At 67.5% G+C, this 16,648-nt stretch carries 10 protein-coding genes and 1 tRNA gene; 5 read left to right on the top strand and 6 right to left on the bottom strand.

Annotated features, from left to right (window positions below):
- Positions 1–112: 112 nt before the first annotated feature.
- Positions 113–328 carry a (2Fe-2S)-binding protein gene (locus ACTHN1_RS10335; protein ID WP_295374513.1) on the bottom strand — a complete coding sequence of 72 codons (216 nt, stop codon included), beginning with the start codon at positions 326–328 and terminating at the stop codon, positions 113–115.
- 64 nt (positions 329–392) lie between these two features.
- The gene (locus tag ACTHN1_RS10330) at positions 393–989 is read right to left on the bottom strand and encodes an RNA pyrophosphohydrolase (protein WP_440470855.1); all 597 of its coding nucleotides are present in this window, start codon (positions 987–989) and stop codon (positions 393–395) included.
- A gap of 118 nt (positions 990–1,107) precedes the next feature.
- Here ACTHN1_RS10330 and ACTHN1_RS10325 point away from each other — a divergent pair.
- Together ACTHN1_RS10325 and ACTHN1_RS10320 are read left to right on the top strand one after the other, a co-directional pair.
- Positions 1,108–1,184 (top strand) — tRNA-Met (locus tag ACTHN1_RS10325).
- Positions 1,185–1,431: 247 nt separating this feature from the next.
- A complete protein-coding gene (locus ACTHN1_RS10320; protein WP_440470854.1) occupies positions 1,432–3,066 on the top strand; it encodes a serine hydrolase domain-containing protein in 1,635 nt (544 codons plus the stop codon).
- Between the two features lie 156 nt (positions 3,067–3,222).
- On the opposite strand, the gene ACTHN1_RS10315 is transcribed toward ACTHN1_RS10320, so the two are convergent.
- Positions 3,223–6,174 carry a TonB-dependent receptor plug domain-containing protein gene (locus ACTHN1_RS10315; RefSeq protein WP_440470853.1) on the bottom strand — a complete coding sequence of 984 codons (2,952 nt, stop codon included), beginning with the start codon at positions 6,172–6,174 and terminating at the stop codon, positions 3,223–3,225.
- A gap of 375 nt (positions 6,175–6,549) precedes the next feature.
- Here ACTHN1_RS10315 and ACTHN1_RS10310 point away from each other — a divergent pair, with 375 nt between their 5' ends.
- Both ACTHN1_RS10310 and ACTHN1_RS10305 read left to right on the top strand, forming a co-directional pair.
- Positions 6,550–7,926 (top strand): alpha-L-fucosidase, encoded by a 1,377-nt coding sequence (locus ACTHN1_RS10310; RefSeq protein WP_440470852.1) that lies wholly within the window; start codon positions 6,550–6,552, stop codon positions 7,924–7,926.
- The gene (locus ACTHN1_RS10305) at positions 7,923–9,380 is read left to right on the top strand and encodes an alpha-L-fucosidase (RefSeq protein WP_440470851.1); all 1,458 of its coding nucleotides are present in this window, start codon (positions 7,923–7,925) and stop codon (positions 9,378–9,380) included. The genes ACTHN1_RS10310 and ACTHN1_RS10305 overlap by 4 nt, the downstream gene beginning before the upstream one ends.
- 73 nt (positions 9,381–9,453) lie before the next feature.
- Here ACTHN1_RS10305 and ACTHN1_RS10300 read toward each other — a convergent pair whose 3' ends face one another.
- From ACTHN1_RS10300 to ACTHN1_RS10290, 3 genes are read right to left on the bottom strand one after another with little or no spacing between them, the layout of a single operon-like run.
- Positions 9,454–10,965: an alpha-L-fucosidase gene (locus ACTHN1_RS10300; protein WP_440470850.1), complete on the bottom strand. Its 1,512-nt coding sequence runs from the start codon at positions 10,963–10,965 to the stop codon at positions 9,454–9,456.
- A gap of 40 nt (positions 10,966–11,005) precedes the next feature.
- Positions 11,006–13,423 carry a glycoside hydrolase family 3 N-terminal domain-containing protein gene (locus ACTHN1_RS10295; RefSeq protein ID WP_440470849.1) on the bottom strand — a complete coding sequence of 806 codons (2,418 nt, stop codon included), beginning with the start codon at positions 13,421–13,423 and terminating at the stop codon, positions 11,006–11,008.
- Positions 13,423–15,786, bottom strand: a complete 2,364-nt coding sequence (locus ACTHN1_RS10290; RefSeq protein WP_440470848.1) for a beta-N-acetylhexosaminidase — start codon at positions 15,784–15,786, stop codon at positions 13,423–13,425. Before ACTHN1_RS10290 ends, ACTHN1_RS10295 begins: the two co-directional genes overlap by 1 nt.
- A gap of 91 nt (positions 15,787–15,877) precedes the next feature.
- Between ACTHN1_RS10290 and ACTHN1_RS10285 the strand changes: the two genes are divergently transcribed.
- Positions 15,878–16,645 (top strand): SDR family oxidoreductase, encoded by a 768-nt coding sequence (locus tag ACTHN1_RS10285; protein WP_440470847.1) that lies wholly within the window; start codon positions 15,878–15,880, stop codon positions 16,643–16,645.
- Positions 16,646–16,648 lie beyond the last annotated feature (3 nt).

Below are 16,648 nucleotides of genomic sequence, written 5' to 3'. Positions count from 1 at the left end.
TGCTCATCTTGTTTCGCCGGGGAAAAATCCGGACAGGAATCCGGCGACGCGATCAGGAATGAGATCTGCTGCCCGGAACCTGCCCGTGCAGCGGCTGGTGAATCCGCGTGAATCAGGCGGCCTGGGAGAGACCCAGGATGGGCAGGCTGAATTCGCGCTCGGCGCGGGCGTGATGCGCATCCAGCAGGCCGCCGGCCATGTCCAGGCAGCTGCCGCAGGTGGCGCCGCAACCGGTCCGCATGGTCAATTCGGCCACCGTGCGCACGCCATTGGCGGCGGCTTCGCGGATCTGGTGGTCGGTGACTCCGTTGCAGATGCAGACGTACACGGCGGCGGTCGGATGGGCAGGCCGGAGTGGCCTGCGCGCATTTGACCGCGAATGAGAATGATTGTCAATTCTTGGCTTCGCCGGCGCCCTGACCCTGTTTACGCTTCGGCCGGTTTCGCGGGCGGGGGCGACTGTGTCCCTCCCCCAGCCGCTCCGGCCGCTGGGGCGGCAGGGCCAGGGTGGCGACCACGCCGCGCGCGTAGGAGGCCAGATGCCCCAGGGCACGGGCGTAAACCCCCCGCTTGAACATCACCACGTGCTCGATGGGGTACCAGAAATCCACCCAGCGCCAATGATCGAATTCAGGGGTATCGGTCGCGTCCAGGCGCAGATGGGCCTCGTCGCCGACCAGGCGCAGCAGGAACCAGACCTGCTTCTGGCCGATGCAGACCTGGCGTTCATGATGGCGGATGGCGCGGGGTGGCAGCCGATAGCGCAGCCAGCCGGGTGTTGCCCCCAACACTTCCACATGTTCGGGCAACAGGCCGGTTTCTTCGTGCAACTCGCGGTACATGGCCTCGACCGGCGTCTCGTCCGTGTTCATCCCGCCCTGCGGGAACTGCCAGCCGTCCCGGCGCACCCTTCGCGCCCAGAACACCCGGCCATCCGGGCGCATCAACACAATGCCGACGTTCGGTCGGTAACCGTCCGGATCGATCACGATGCGGACTCCTGAAATCTACTGTCCCCGACTCTGCCACGCCCGGCCCGTGTCGACAAGCCGGCCCGACTGGATTGACAGGCAGCCGCCGAACCGGAAAAATGTGCGGTTCCTGCACGGCTATGTAGCTCAGCCGGTTAGAGCACAGCACTCATAATGCTGGGGTCGGTGGTTCGAGTCCACCCATAGCCACCATGCCGGAAAACGAAGAAGCCCCGCCTCGTCGCGGGGCTTTTGCTTTCCGGGGTCATCGCCTTTCGTGACCCCGCGTCATCCGGTCTTTTTCCGCTTCCCCCTCGCCACGTCTCCCTCAGGGGCTGGACCGGGCGGGGTCGCCGGCTTTCGCGCCCGCGGTCGTGAGCCGGGCGCGATGGAGCGGCAGCTCTCTTAAACCCTGGCGGTCGCCTGCGCATCCATGCTGGGTCCACCCGCAGGATTGGCCATGAGAACGATGCGCTCCGTCTTTCCGTTCCTGCTGATTGCCGCGTCCTGCGCCGCCGCCGCCGAGGACGCTTCCCTCGCCAAGCGCGTCGATGCGATTTTCGCGGGTGCCGCGGGCGACGCGCCCGGTTACGCGGTCGCGATCATCAAGGATGGCAAGGTGGTGCTCGAGAGAAGCCACGGCCTGGCCAGCGTGGAATATGGATCGCCGTTCACGCCGACGACCCCTTTCAATACCGCTTCCCTGTCCAAGCAGTTCACCGGCCTGGCCGTGTCGATGCTGGTCGAGCAAGGCAAAGTCGCGCTGGACGACGACGTGCGCAGATACGTGCCCGAATTGCCTGCGTACGACGACGGCCCGGTCAGCGTGCGCCAGTTGCTGCACCATACCAGCGGCGTCCGCGACTGCTACGCGGTCCTGGTCGCGGCCGGATGGCGCTGGAACGACGCTTTCTCCGGTGATGACTGCATGCGCACCGCGGTCGCGCAGAAAGACCTGGCGTTCAAGCCGGGCACGCGCTACGCCTACAGCAACACCGAATACCTGCTGTTGCAGACGATCGTCGCCAGAGCCGGTGGCAAGCCGTTTCCGCAGTGGACGGCGGAAAACATATTTCATCCAATCGGGATGGATTCGACCCGGTTCGTGGACGACTATGCCGACATCATCAAGGGCGCGGCGATGCCCTATTCGCGCGGCGAACACGGCTTCCGCCGCGATCTGCAGCAGGACAGCGGCGTCTACATGCTGTCCACGCTGCGCGATCTCGGCCGCTGGGCGATCCATTTCGACCGCAGGCTGGCCGCCCGGGATCCGATCTATCTGAGGATGGTGGAACCGGGCGCGCTGGCCAGCGGTGAGAAAGTCCCCTACGGCTTCGGCCTGATGCTGGGCCGGGACCGTGGTCTGGACATCGTTTTCCATACCGGCGCCTGGGGCGGCTATCGCGCCAATCTCCGGCACTATCCCGCGCGGCATCTTTCGGTGGTCGCCTTGAACAACGCCGGCGACAACGACATGAGTCCGAGGAAGGTGCCGCAGGTGGCGGCGTTGCTCCTGGGCGAAGCGGAATCGCCCGTGGAAGGAAAGATGGATGGTTTGCGCGACGCGCCGACCGTGCAGCCGGACCCCGCGCGGCTGCGCGCTCTGGCCGGCGTCTATCGCTGGAAGGATGACGCGATCACCCTCTCGCTGGAAAATGGTCGGCTGATGGCGCAATACCTGGGCGAAGAGAAGGTGCCGACCGAAGCGAAATCGGACACGGCGTTCTGGGTGCCCGCCTATCGCGCGCCCATTTCCTTCTCCGCGAAGCAAGGCAAGCCCGTGCTCCTGTTCCGCTCGATCGAAGGGGAGAAGGTGGAGCCTTTCACGCCCGTCGCCCTGGATGCGTATGCCGGCGTCTATTCCAATGACGATCTGGCGACGCAGTACAAGGTGGACGTGAAGGACGGCAGGCTCCTCATCCATCACTTCCGGCGGGGCGATGCGGAGCTTGCGCCGCATCCGGCCCATGTCGACAGGTTCGTGGGCGGCATGGGCACGATCCAGTTCGTCAGGACCGGTTCCGGACGAATCGAGGGATTCGATTTCGTGAGCGAGAACCTGGGCAGGCTTCGGTTCGCGAGGAAGCCCTAGCGCTACGAAAGCGTTCCGGTGATTCGCGGTTTGCCTCGGGCGCATGCGCGCTTGCGTGCGCGGACAGGCCACGACATGGGCACACCCGGACACAAAAAAGGGCCCGGCTTTCGCCGGGCCCCGTCGCATCGGGAGAGACGATGCGATACAGCAGGATTACTTGAACTTGTAGATGATTTCCGCCGCCACTTCGCGACCCACCGGATCGTCGATGCAGTAGGCGAAGTCACCGCACCACTTGTCGCCGTAGATCTTGTCGAAGATGTTGCTGACGTACAGGTTGACCTTGAAGTTCTCGGTGAACCAGTAGCCCACGCTGCCATTGAAGTAACGACGCGGTTCGCGGCGGTTGAAGATGCGCTGAGTCGACTCGCCGTAGGTCGGGCTAGCCGGATCCAGGTCGTCGCAGTTCGCCGCGCCGCTGGGCACGTAGCCGTCCTCGAACGGCATGCAGCCGCCCCAACGGTTATCACGACCGCCGGACTTCTGGTACATCATCAGGGTCGCGTTCCAGTTGTCGTGGACCCAGTTGGCGCTCAGGGTGATCTTGGTGCGCGGGTTCTGGGTCTTGCGGGTGTCCTCCAGCTTGTCGGTGGGGAAGCCGCGCGACTTGTAGGTCAGCATGTTGGTGTAGTTGAGGTTGAAGCTCCAGTCGCCCCAGTTGGTGTCCGGGAGCAGGTAGCGCGCGTTGACGTCCACGCCGGTGACTTCGGTTTCGGCGCGGTTGATCGGGTTGACCAGGATCGTCACCGAGCCCGGATCGCTGCTGGGAACGCCCGCCGTGCGCTGGATGCGGCTGACCACCTCGTTGCACCAGGCGGCGCTCGGGGCGACCCCGCGGACCTTGCCTTCCGGATCGAAGCCGTTGCGGGTGCAATAGGCCTCGTCGAGCAGCAGCTGTTCCGCGCTGATGTCGTCGATCAGGTTGTCGACCTTGATCGACCAGTAGTCGGCCGACAGCGAGAAGCCCTTGAACGCATCCCACACGAAGCCCGCGCTCCAGGACTTGCCTTCCTCGTACTTCAGATCCGGCGTGCCGGTGCGCTCGACCGCGGCGTCCTCGATCTTGAAGTCGTCGCGCGGGCACTGGCGGTTCGGCCAGCCGGCGTCGGCGCAGCGGACGTAGTCGGTGAAGTCGGAAATGCCCGAGCTCGGCTTGGCGTAGATGTAGTGCATGTCCGGCGCGCGGAACGAGGTGCCGTAACTGCCGCGCACCAGCAGGGTGTCGATCGGCCGCCATTCCAGGCCCAGCTGATAGGTCACGGCGGCGTCGCTGGCGACCGCGTCGTACTTGTCGTAGCGGGTGGCGATATTGGCGTTCAGGGTGCTCAGCACCGGCACGCGGAACTCCACGCCGGCGGCATAGCGGTTGCGATCACCGCCGCCCTGCTCGACGTTGCCGAATGGCGTGTACCAGCCGTCTTCGTCCTGGTTGAGGGTCTTGGGATCCGGGGTCAGGCGGTATCCCTGCTTGCCGGCTTCCAGCACCGCGGCGAACCCGATTGGACCGGCCCAGCCTTCGAACAGATCACCGCTGAGCACGAACTGCGCCTGATTGAGATAGGAGCGGGCCTTCTTGTGGCCGCGATCGGAGAACGAGCGGAAGTCGTCGACCGGAATCGGATTCCACAGCTTGTTGTAGTTGGGCGAGTAGATCGGCAGGCCGTTGCCGGCCGTGCCCTGCCGCGGCCCCATGTAGTAGTCGAACATGTCGCCCTGGTTCAGCACCGGGAACGATTCGCGCACCTCGTAGGTCGCGCGGCCGACCATGGCTTCCCAGTCGAACTTGTCGGCCAGGCGGCCACGCAGGCCGACGCTGAAGTCGATCGCCTCTTCGTTGGACTTGGTGAGGATCGCGCCCTCGCCGCCCATTTCCTGCGGCGAATGGAACTTCAGGAAGCGGCGGCTGCCGCCGGCGCCGTTGTTGGCGGTCGGGTCCCAATAGACCGAGCTGTCGAACGCATCCAGGAAGGTATTGAAGTCGCCGGTCGAACGCCAGATGCCCAGCGAGGCCCAGCCCTGCACGTTCTCGTTGAAGTCCCAGGTGCCGTGCAGGTAGGCGGAGTCGTCCTTGCTGCCGGTGCGCAGCGCCCAGTTGGCGAACACGCGCTGGGCGCAGTATTCACCGGCATTGTTGGCGGTGCCGGTGTTGCGGTCGTAGCCCAGCAGGTTGGCGCGGTAGTACAGGTTGCCGTACTGCTCGCAGGCGCCCGAGGGCGGCGCGATGCGCTGGTACGCGGTGCCCAGGCCCAGCGGCACCGGATTGTCGCGGTTCTGCAGGTACAGGCCCGGATACGGCGTCAGGTGGGCCACGCCGAAATGGCGCTCGCCCGGCCCCCACACGCGGTAGTCCTTGTCGGCTTCCTCGTCCATGAACGGACGATCCTTGGCCAGCAGCACGCCACGGTTGAAATGTTGCAGGTTGTAGACGACCGAACCGCGCTCGCCGGTGAAACCACCGGACAGCGAGAAGTCCATGTTGTTGCGGCCACCGCGGGTGGCCTTGCCGTAGCGGACGCGCGCGACGTGCTCTTCCATGTTCTCCTTGAGCACGACGTTGATCACGCCGCCCATCGCATCGGAGCCGTAAATGGCCGATGCAGAACCGGCCAGGATTTCGATGCGCTCGACGATGCCGGTCGGGATGTTGTTGAAGTTGGCGAAGTTGCTCTTGCCCTGATAGGGCATCGGATAGTCGGCCACGCGATGGCCGTTGATCAGCAGCAGGCTGCGGCCGGGACCCAGGTTGCGCAGGTTGATCGGATAGGCGTTGACGCTCGACTGGCCCCAGTCGTAGTCGTTCTGCACCGGTCCCAGCGCGGCGGTGATGGTCTGCAGCGCGTCATAGACGGTGGCGAAACCTTCCTTGCGCATCTGGTCCGCGCTGATGACGGTCACCGGCGCCGGTCCTTCGATCTCCGAACGCTTGATGCGCGATCCGGTGACGGTAACGGTGTCGAGATTCTTGGCCTTGCCGTCCGCCGTACTCTCGTCGGTCTGCGTCTGCTGCGCCTGTCCGTCCTGTGCGATCGCAGCCAGGGGACAACTCAATGCCAACGCCATGGCGGCCGCCAGAACGGTGCGGCGGTTCGAATACAAGCGGTTCATTACTCCCTCCCAGGAAAACGATTGGTTTAAAGGTCCAGCCTATTGGCGCGCGCAAGTCCCCTTCGCTCGTGCGCTCCCGGCAAACATAACTTTAAGAAATTCACAAAAATGTGATTTAGTTCTCTTTTTGTACCGATTCAATTTCATGGAACCGTTTTCATGGCGGAACTGTCATCATGCTTACGCTTCGCAAGGGGCCGGTGCTCCCGAAGCCTTTGTCCTCGGTGTTTACCCGGCCCGCCGGCGTCGTCCGCTCCCGGCACGGAACGCGGAGACACCGGCGAGAATCCCCAGGAAGTCACTGAATAGCGCTCTTGCGTGTGTGCGGGATGTGATTACGATTGGTCCAGCCTTTGAACCAAACGGATCTCCCGCATGCGCGCTCGCCCGGCACGGCTCTCCCTGCTGCTTTCCCTGTTCCTGCTCGGCGGCGCCTGCACCGCCGCCGCCAACGATTCCGGGCCGGCCACGCCCCATGGCGAATCCGACCCGCAACATGCCCAGCGCATGCAATGGTTCGCCGACGCCAAGCTCGGCATCTTCGTCCACTGGGGCATCTACGCGGTGGATGGCATCGATGAATCCTGGTCTTTCTTCAACGGCAAGGTGTCCCACGCCGACTACATGAAACAGTTGCGCGGGTTCACCGCCGGCGCCTACGAGCCGCGCGACTGGGCGTGGCTGATCCGGCAGAGCGGCGCGCGCTATGCGGTGCTGACCACGCGCCATCACGATGGTGTTTCGCTGTGGGATTCGAAGCAGGGACTCAACGTGGTGCGCGACACGCCGGCCGGGCGCGATCTGGTCGGCCCCTTCGTCGACGCGCTGCGCGCCAGCGATCTGAAGGTCGGCCTGTACTACTCGCTGCCGGACTGGTCGTACCCGGACTACGACGTGTTCACCCGCAAGCAGAAACGCTACGCCCTGGCGGCCGAACCGCGGCGCTGGCAGCGCTATCTGGACTACTACCAGGGCCAGATCGCGGATCTCCAGCAGCGCTACCGGCCGGACCTGATCTGGTTCGACGGCGACTGGGAACACAACGCCGGCGAGTGGCAGTCGGCCAAGCTGCGCACCGACATGCGCGCTCGCAATCCGGGCCTGATCATCAACTCGCGCCTGAACGAATATGGCGACTACGCCACGCCGGAACTGGGCGTGCCGGTGGTCAAGCCGGCGCAGCCCTACTGGGAACTGTGCCTGACGATGAACCGCTCGTGGGGCTACCAGCCGCGCGACACCGAGTACAAGAGCCCGCACCAGATCATCCAGATCTTCAGCCAGACCCTGTCGATGGGCGGCAACCTGCTGCTGGACATCGGCCCGAAGGCCGACGGCAGCATCGATCCGCGCCAGGTGGAGATCCTGGAGAAGCTGGGCCGCTGGACCGGCAAGCACGCCGAGGCGATCTACGGCACCACCGCCGGCATCGGGCTGGACCATTTCGCCGGCCCGAGCACGGTCTCCAAGGACGGCCGCACGGTCTATCTGTTCGTGGATGGCCGGCCGAATGGCGAACTGCTGGTGAAGGGCTTCGACGGCAAGGTGCTGCGCGCGCGCGTGGTCGGCGGCGATCAGCCGGTGCAGGCGCGGGTGCTGGGCAAGTACGACTGGTCCAAGCATCCGGGACTGCTGTTCCTGGGCGTGCCGGACACCGCGCTGGATCCGGACATCACCGTGATCGCGCTGGAGCTGGATGCACCGGTGAAGCTCTACCGCGAAGAATCCAAACCCATCGAGAGCAACGGATGAAACTACATCGCCTGCTGTCGCTGGCGCTGCTGGGCGCGCTCGCCCTGCACGCCCCCACCGTCGTCCACGCCGACAGCCGTGGCGACTACGTGCCCGAAACCGATCCCAAGGTCGTGCGCAAGCTCGACCAATGGCAGGACTGGAAGTTCGGCTTCATGATGCATTGGGGTCCCTACAGCCAGTGGGGCGTCGTCGAATCCTGGTCGATCTGCGCGGAGGACGTGGACTGGTGCAAGCGGCCGGACGGCGTGGCCTACGTCGATTACGTGAAGCAGTACGAGGCGCTGCCGGACACCTTCAATCCGGTCCGCTTCGATCCGGCGGCCTGGGCCGAGGTCGCGCGCGAGGCCGGCACGAAGTACGTGGTGTTCACCACCAAGCACCACGACGGCTTCTCCATGTTCGACACCCGCCAGACCGATTACCGCATCACCGCGCCGAACGTGCCCTTCCACGACAACCCGCGCGCCGACATCACCCGCGCGGTGTTCGACGCGTTCCGCGCCAGGGGTTTCGGCATCGGCGCCTACTTCTCCAAGCCGGACTGGCATAGCGACGACTACTGGTGGCCGCGCTTCGCCACGCCCAACCGCCACGTCAACTACGACACCCGCAAGTACCCCGAACGCTGGCAACGATTCGTCGATTTCACCCACGCGCAGATCGGCGAGCTGACCCGCGACTACGGCCGCATCGACATCCTCTGGCTGGACGGTGGCTGGGTGCGCCCGGGCGACACGCTCGACGACGCCGCGCAGGGGCTGGCCGGAGTGCCGTGGCCACAGGACATCGACATGCCCGGGCTGGCGGCGATGGCGCGGCGCAACCAGCCGGGCCTGATCGTGGTCGACCGCGCGGTGGGCGGCCGCTACGAGAACTACCGCACGCCCGAGCAGAAGATTCCCGACGAGCCGTTGCCGTATCCCTGGGAAACCTGCATGACCCTGGGCGATTCGTGGAGCTATGTCCCCAACGACAACTACAAGAGCGCGCGCACCGTCGTGCAGATGCTGGTGGACGTGGTCGCCAAGGGCGGCAACTACCTGCTCAACGTGGGGCCGCAGCCGGATGGGCAGCTGCCCGCCGAAGCGGTAAGCCGGCTCCGCGAAATCGGCGCCTGGCTGAAGACGAACGGTCACGCCATCTATGCCAGCCGCGCGGTCGCGCCCTACCGCGACGGCAAGTTCCGCTACACCCGGCTGAAGAATGGCGACGTGTACGCGATCTACCTGCCGGACGCCGACGAGACCCGGCTGCCGGCGCAACTGGAAATTCCCGGCCCGCCGCCGCGCGCGGGCAGCCGCCTGGCGGTGCTGGGCAGCGAAGCGGCGCTGGAATGGCGGCGCAACGGCGAGCGGACCGTCGCGGTGATTCCCGACGCCGTGCGCGAAGCCACCGCCGGCTCGCCGGCCTGGGCGATCCGGCTGCCGGGCGCGGCGGCGCGGACGCGCTGAACCGGACCGCCGGGTCGGCAATGGAAAGGGCGCTTCGGCGCCCTTTTTTTTGTCGCCGCATCGATGAGTCCGCTCAATCGCCGTGATGATCGGGCCGATCCCAGGCGGCGTCCGCGCTGCGATGCAGGCCGACGCGGGCGATACGCGGCGCGGCGTAGGCGTGTTCGATGACCAGGCGCAACCGCGGGGTCCGGGTCGGCGGTACCCGATCCAGCTTGCAGTGGCCGACGGTGGTGCCCCAGGTCAGCGGCTGCCAGGCTTCGTTCCGCCATGCGTCGATGCGGTAGTTGGAGATGTGCTGGCCATGCGCGATGGCCTCTTCCAGCCGAATGACATCGAACTCGGCATCGGCGTCCAGCGCCAGTTCCAGCCAGCCCGCGCGCGCATCCGCGCCCGGTGTCCAGAAACTGTCCGCGTCGCCGTCCACGACGCGCGCCGCATCGCCGCCCGCACTGGCCGTCACCCGCGCGCCCTGCGCCAGATCCCTGGCCAGCAGCGCTTCGCGCAGGCGCGCGAAACCTTCCAGCGCGCGCACGTCGTTGGCATGGAACAGTCCGTCCGGCGTCGGCGGCACGTTCAGCAGCAGCTTGCTGTTGCGGCCCACCGAGGTGAAGTAGAGGTTCATCAGGTTCTGCGGCGTGCGCACCTTCGCGTCCTGATCCGCATGCCAGAACCAGCCCGGCCGGATCGACACATCGGTCTCGCCGGGACGCCAGACCGCGCCATAGGGATCGCCCTGCTGCAGGGCCTCGCCGGTCCAGGGATCGTCGGCGCCGGGGCGCGGCACCCGCGCCGGATCCACCGAGGCCCAGCAGGTGCTGCCGGCGCTGCCGGTTTCGTTGCCGATCCAGCGCACGTCGGGGCCGGCGTCGGAGAACATCACCGCCTGCGGTTGCAGTTCACGCACGGTGCGATGGATGCGCGCCCAGTCGTATTGCTGGCGCTTGCCGCCGGGGCCTTCGCCGTTGGCGCCGTCGAACCAGACTTCCACCACCGGCCCGTAGCCGGTCAGCAGCTCGGTCAATTGTTCGATGTAGAAGTCGTCGTAGGCCTTGCCTTCGCCGTACACGCGCGCATTGCGGTCCCAGGGCGACAGGTAGAAGCCCACGCCCAACCCTTCCGCGCGGCAGGCGTCGGTGAACTCGCGCACCAGATCGCCCTTGCCGCCGCGCCAGGGACTGCTGGCGACCGAGTGCGCGGTGGTCTTCGTCGGCCACAGGCAGAAACCATCGTGGTGCTTGGCGGTGAGGATCATGCTGCGGAAACCGCAGGCCCTGGCGGTGCGCGCCCATTGCCCCGCGTCCAGCGCCTTCGGGTTGAAGAGGGCCGGACTTTCGCTGCCGTCGCCCCATTCGCGCCCGGTGAAGGTGTTCACCGTGAAGTGCACGAACATCGACAGTTCCTCGCGCTGCCAGGCCAGCTGCGCGGCGCTGGGACGCGGGCGCGGCGCGCCCGCGGCCACCGTCGTCGCCGCCGTCGGACGCGCGTTCGCGGCGAGCGCCGGAGGCGCCAGCGCGCCGGCCAGCCCGGCGACACCGGTGCCGAGGAAATGGCGCCGCGACCAGCGCGGCCACTGTGTACTCATGCGATGTCTCCTTCGCGCGCATCCCGTCGATGCGGCGCGCTCATGGTTGTACCTCGAACCCGCCCTGCTGGCGGATGTCTTCCGAACCCGACCCCACCATCACCCGGAAAGCGCCCGGCTCGACCACCCGCCGCATCTGCCGGTTCCACAACGCCAGATCCTCGGGACCGAGCCGGAAGCGCACGGTGCGGGTCTGGCCGGGTGCCAGTTGGATGCGCTCGAACCCGCGCAGGTTCTTCTCGTAGGTGGTCACCGACCCGACCAGGTCGCGGGTGTACAGCTGGACCACTTCATCGCCGGCGCGCCGGCCGGTGTTGCGCACGTCCACGCTCACCTCGACGCTGCCGCCGGCCGGAATCCGCCGCGGCGCGATGCGCAGGTTGGCGTACTCGAACGTGGTGTAGCTCAGGCCATGGCCGAAGGCGTACAGCGCGCCGTTGACGCGCGACTTCTCCCCTTCCCACTGCGCGTTGGGCTTGCTCGGGAAATTGAACGGAATCTGTCCCGCGCTCTTCGGGAAGGTCACGGTCAGCTTGCCGCCCGGGTTGTAGTCGCCGAACAGCGCATCGGCGATGGCGGTGCCGCCGTGATCCCCGGGAAACCATGCTTCCAGGATCGCCGGCACGTGCGCGTCGGCCCAGTTGATGCTCATCGGCCGGCCGTTGATCAGCACCAGCACCACCGGAGTGCCGGTGGCGTGCACGGCGCGCAACAGCTCCAGCTGGCGGCCGGGCAGATCCAGGCTGGTCCGGCTGAGGCTTTCGCCGACCGTGCGATCGCCATCGCCCAGCACCACGATCGCCACGTCGGCGCCGGTGGCCGCGCGCACCGCTTCGTCGATGCCGGCCTGTTCGGCGGCGCTCAGCGGCTCGGGCAGGATTTCGATCATCGGCCAGTTGTCCGCGGCGATATCGACGCCCTTGGCGAAGCGCACCTCGGCGCGCGTCCCCAGCTTCCGGCGCACGCCTTCCAGCACGGTCACCGCGTGGCCGCCGGAGGGGCCGTAGTGGCGATGGGAATAGCGCCCGTCGTCGGCGTTGGGGCCGATCACCGCGACCGTCTTCAGATCCCTGCGCAGCGGCAACGCGTCGTTGGCGTTCTTCAGCAGCACCAGGCTTTCGCATACCGCCTGCAGGGCCACCTGGCGATGCGCTTCCGAATTCACGGTGCGCGCGCTGGCCCCGGCGTCGGCCACGTAGGGATGGTCGAACAGGCCGAGGGTGAACTTCACCCGCAGCACGTCGCGCACGCGGTCGTCCACGGTCGCCAACGGCAGCGAGCCGTCGGCCAGCGCGGCGCGCATCGGCAGCACGTAGTCCTCCGGCGGGGTGAAGTTGGTGCGGATGTTCAGGCCGGCCTCGGCCGCCTGGCGCACCGCGTCCTTCGCATCGGCGGCGACGCCGTGCTTGGTGTGCAGGAACTCGACCGCCTCGCTGTCGGACACCACGTAACCACGGAAGCCGAACTCGCCGCGCAGGCGCTCGGTCAGCCAGTAACGGCTGCCGGTGACCGGCACGCCGTCGTAGTCGTTGTAGGAACTCATCACGCCGAGCAGGCCGGCCTCGCGGATCGCCGCGGCGAACGGCGGCAGGAAGATCTCCTCGACCTCGCGCGGCGCGACCTGCGGATCGGTGCGCGCCATGCCCTCGCGCGCGCCCTTGTTGGCGCTGTAGACGGCGAAGTGCTTGGCGGTGGCGGCGACGGTGAAGTCCTGCTGCAGGCCTTTCACCATCTCCACGCCCAGGCGCGAGACCAGATGGGGATCCTCGCCGTAGACCTCTTCCATCCGGCCCCAGCGCTGATCGCGCGCGACATCCAGGATTGGCGCGTACACGTTCGTGTAGCCCAATGCGCGCGCCTCCACGCCGGTGATGCGGCCGATCCGGCGCACCAGCGCGCGGTTCCAGGTGTGGCCGATGCCCAGCTGGCTGGGGAAACTGGTCGCGCCGTGGGCCTCGACGCCGCGGATGCCCTCGTTGGTGAAGTCGACCGGGATGCCGAGCCGGGTCTGCTCGATGAAGAAGCGCTGCACCTCGTTCATCGCCCACACGTGCCGGCGCAGGTCGGTGGCGTACAAGCTTTTCCTGCCATCGCCCCAACCGTTGTGCATCTCGTCGATGTTGCCGATGCCGTCCTTCCACAACGCCGCCTTCCACTGCGCGGTGGGCAGCGGATCCTTCAGCACCCGGCCGTAACCGTACAGCGTCGCCAGCTGCGCGGTCTTTTCCTCCACGCTCATCCGCGCCAGCAGATCCTCCACCCGCGCATCGATCGGCGCGCGGGCGTCCTCGTAGACGTCCTTGCGGCCGTTCTTGTCCAGGTCGATCCAGCCGTCGCGGTAGATCGCCGGCGTCGGCGCGAAGGCCGGCGGCGGTTCGACATCCCGCGCCTGCGCGCCGGCGCCGATTGCCGCGGCCAGCAGCGCCGGTGCCAGCGCGCCGCCGGTCGTCGCCCGCATCAGGGCGCCTCCGCCGCGGGCCGCAGTTCGACCCGGTCGATCGCCCACAGCACGCGCCGGTGATCGCCGCTGAACTTCAGGCACAGATCCCGCGCGCCGGTCATCTTCGGCAGCGCGACGTCCACCCGCTTCACCGCCTCTTCCGTGATTTTCACCGGCGCGCTCGCCACCGGCGCGCCATCGCAGCCGCCGACACGCACCTGCAGATCCACCGGTCCGGCCGGCGGCGGCACCGCGCCCACCGAATCGCCGCCGAACTGGAAGTTGTAGGGCAGATCCAGCACCTCGGCGCTCAGCACCGCGATGCCGTCCAGCGGCGCCTGCTTCCATTGCCAGCAGGGTGCGCCGATGTCGACCGGCACCACCGCGCGTTCGCCTTCGCGCGGCTCGTCGTCTTCCAGCCGCAGCACGTAGCTGTCCTTGCGGCAGCCATCCAGGTATTCGGCCTCGCGCGTGCGCAGGGCGCGCGCATCGACCCGCAGTTCGCGCATCGCGGCCAGCGGCTTGTCCTGGAAGAAGGCGTTGGCCTTGATCGTGGTCGGCAACGTCACCGGCAGGGGCTGCTGGTAGCGCGGCGATTGCGCGGTCGGTTCGCTGCCGTCGGTGGTGTAGCGCAGCTCGCCGAAACCGGTCTGGTTGAGCAGCGTGATCCGCGCACCCTCGCCTTCGGCCTGGGCGCGGATGCGCGCGGCGAAGGCGCTGTCGGCGGCGTGGATGCCGGCGCGCTGGAAACGTCGCATCTGCGGGGCCAACCGTTGCAAGAAGCCCTTCCAGTCACGCGTGGCCTTGGGCGACCAGGCGATCTCGGCCAGCGCGGACAGGCGCGGGAAGGCCATGTGTTCCACCCGCGGTTCGGTGCGCACATGCTCGGTCCACAGATTGGCCTGGGTGCCCAGCACATGCTTGGCCTGGCTGGCGTCCAGTTCCGGCGGCACCGGCTCGAACGCGTACACCTTCTCCAGCGTGGTGGTGTAGTCGTGGCCCGGCGGTTCGTCGGACTCCTCGGACTGCATGCGATTGATGTAGGTGACGTTGCTCGGGCTCAGCACCACGTCGTGGCCCTGGCGCGCGGCTTCCACCGCGCCCTCCATGCCGCGCCAGGACATCACCGTCGCTTCCGGCGGCAACCCGCCTTCGAGGATTTCGTCCCAGCCGATCAGGCGGCGGTCGTGCGCCACCAGGAAGGTCTCGATGCGCTTGATGAACCAGCTCTGCAACTGCATGTCGTCGGCCAGGCCGAGCGCCTTGCGGCGCGCCTGGATCGACGGCGAATTGCGCCACTGGTACTTGTCGGCCTCGTCGCCGCCGATGTGGATGTACTGGCCGGGGAAGATGTCCATCACTTCGGTCAGCACGTTCTGCAGGAATTCGAAGGTCGGATCCTCCACCCCGTACAGCCAGGTGTTCACGCCCCAGTCCGGCGAGACCGGCGGCGCCTGGCCGGTGGCGCCGAACTCCGGATACGCGGCGATGGCGGACTGCGCGTGGCCGGGCATCTCGATCTCCGGCACCACGGTGATGTGGCGCTGGCGCGCGTACTCGACGATCTCGCGGGCCTCGGCCTGGGTATAGAAACCGCCGTAGCGCGCCGGCTTGCCGTCCGCGCCCTGCCCGGCCTTGCCGGCCGGGATGCGCCACGCGCCGACTTCGGTGAGTTTCGGATAGCGCTTGATCTCCAGGCGCCAGCCCTGGTCGTCGGTGAGGTGCCAGTGGAAGACGTTCAACTTGTGCCGCGCCATCTGGTCCAGCAGGCGCTTGATCTCGTCCACGCTCTGGATGTGCCGGGCCGAGTCGAGCATGAAGCCGCGCCAGCCGAAGCGCGGCGCATCGGCGATGCGCACGGCGGGCACGCTCACCGGCAGGGTGTCGGCGGTGGTCAGCAGCTGCCACAGGCTGACACCGCCGTAGAACAGGCCGGCGCCGTCGCGGGCGCGGATGCGGATGCCGTCCGGCGCGACTTCCAGCGCATAGCCTTCCGCCTTCGCGTCCAATGTCGCGTCGGTGCCGAAGACGATGGCGGGCGCGGTGGCCGATTCGACCTGGCGCAGGGATACGCCGGTGCTTTCACGCAGCATCGCGATGAACCGCTCCGCGGCGGCGCGCGCCGCCGGGTCGTTCGCGGCGGCCACCACCGGGGTGCCGGCTTCCACCACGAAATGGCCTTGGCCGGGGGTGGCCTGCGCGGGTGCCGGGATCAGCGGCGGCGGGGTGCCGGCGGCAAAGGCCTGCGTGGGCGTGGCCGCCCGGCCCGGGTCGCCGGCCGGACCGCCGCAGGCCGCCAGCAGCAGCAGGGCTGCCCAGCCGATCGCCTTTCCCGCCATGACGGCGCTCGCCGCCCCCCATTTCACCTTCGTCTGTTCCATCATCGGGCCCCTCCGCCAAATGCCGGGTTGCAAGTTTCGGATCTCACGATAGCATTGGTCCAACCACTAGGCCATTAGCTTCGGAGCCGCCATGCGCCTGCAAGGCAAACTCGCCCTGGTCACCGCCGCCGGCCAGGGCATCGGCCGCGCCACCGCGCTCGCCTTCATCCGCGAAGGCGCGCGGGTCATCGCCGCCGACATCGACCAGCAGGCGCTGCAGGCGCTGCGGGTCGAGGCCGGCCAGGCGCTCACGCCGCTGCGCCTGGATGTGACCGACACCGCCGCCATCGCCGCCCTGGCGCAACAGCATGCCAGCGCGGGGGATGCCGTGGACGTGCTGTTCAACTGCGCCGGGTTCGTCCACAGCGGCAGCATCCTGGACGCGGGCGAGGAGGACTGGGACATCGCCTGGCGCCTCAACGTCGGCTCGATGTACCACCTGATCCGGCAACTGCTGCCCGGCATGCTGGCGCGTGGCGCCGGTTCGATCATCAACGTCGCCTCGGTCGCCTCCAGCATCAAGGGCGTCCCCAACCGCTTCGTGTACGGCACCACCAAGGCCGCCGTGATCGGCCTGACCAAGGCGGTGGCGGCCGATTTCGTCGCCCGCGGCATCCGCTGCAACGCGATCTGCCCGGGCACGGTCAGTTCGCCTTCGCTGGAAGCGCGCATCGCCGAGCAGGCGCGCCAGCAGGGCAGTTCCGTCGAGGACGTGCAGGCCGCGTTCGTCGGCCGCCAGCCGATGGGCCGGCTGGGCCGCCCCGAGGAAATCGCCGCGTTGGCGGTGTACCTGGCCAGCGACGAATCCGCATTCACCACCGGCACCACGCACGTGATCGACGGCGGCTGGATCAACTGAAGG

Source organism: Pseudoxanthomonas sp. (assembly GCF_051953815.1).
Lineage (GTDB): Bacteria > Pseudomonadota > Gammaproteobacteria > Xanthomonadales > Xanthomonadaceae > Pseudoxanthomonas_A.
The sequence above is the reverse complement of the archived record's forward strand: the minus strand, read 5'-3'. Positions and strand labels throughout refer to the sequence as shown.

Bases quoted from the DNA above. Each gene is read 5' to 3' on its own strand.
- ACTHN1_RS10320 (WP_440470854.1), top strand. From the start codon at position 1,432: ATGAGAACGATGCGCTCCGTCTTTCCGTTCCTGCTGATTGCCGCGTCC.
- ACTHN1_RS10315 (WP_440470853.1), bottom strand. From the start codon at position 6,174: ATGAACCGCTTGTATTCGAACCGCCGCACCGTTCTGGCGGCCGCCATG.
- ACTHN1_RS10310 (WP_440470852.1), top strand. From the start codon at position 6,550: ATGCGCGCTCGCCCGGCACGGCTCTCCCTGCTGCTTTCCCTGTTCCTG.
- ACTHN1_RS10305 (WP_440470851.1), top strand. From the start codon at position 7,923: ATGAAACTACATCGCCTGCTGTCGCTGGCGCTGCTGGGCGCGCTCGCC.
- ACTHN1_RS10300 (WP_440470850.1), bottom strand. From the start codon at position 10,965: ATGAGTACACAGTGGCCGCGCTGGTCGCGGCGCCATTTCCTCGGCACC.
- ACTHN1_RS10295 (WP_440470849.1), bottom strand. From the start codon at position 13,423: ATGCGGGCGACGACCGGCGGCGCGCTGGCACCGGCGCTGCTGGCCGCG.
- ACTHN1_RS10290 (WP_440470848.1), bottom strand. From the start codon at position 15,786: ATGGAACAGACGAAGGTGAAATGGGGGGCGGCGAGCGCCGTCATGGCG.
- ACTHN1_RS10285 (WP_440470847.1), top strand. From the start codon at position 15,878: ATGCGCCTGCAAGGCAAACTCGCCCTGGTCACCGCCGCCGGCCAGGGC.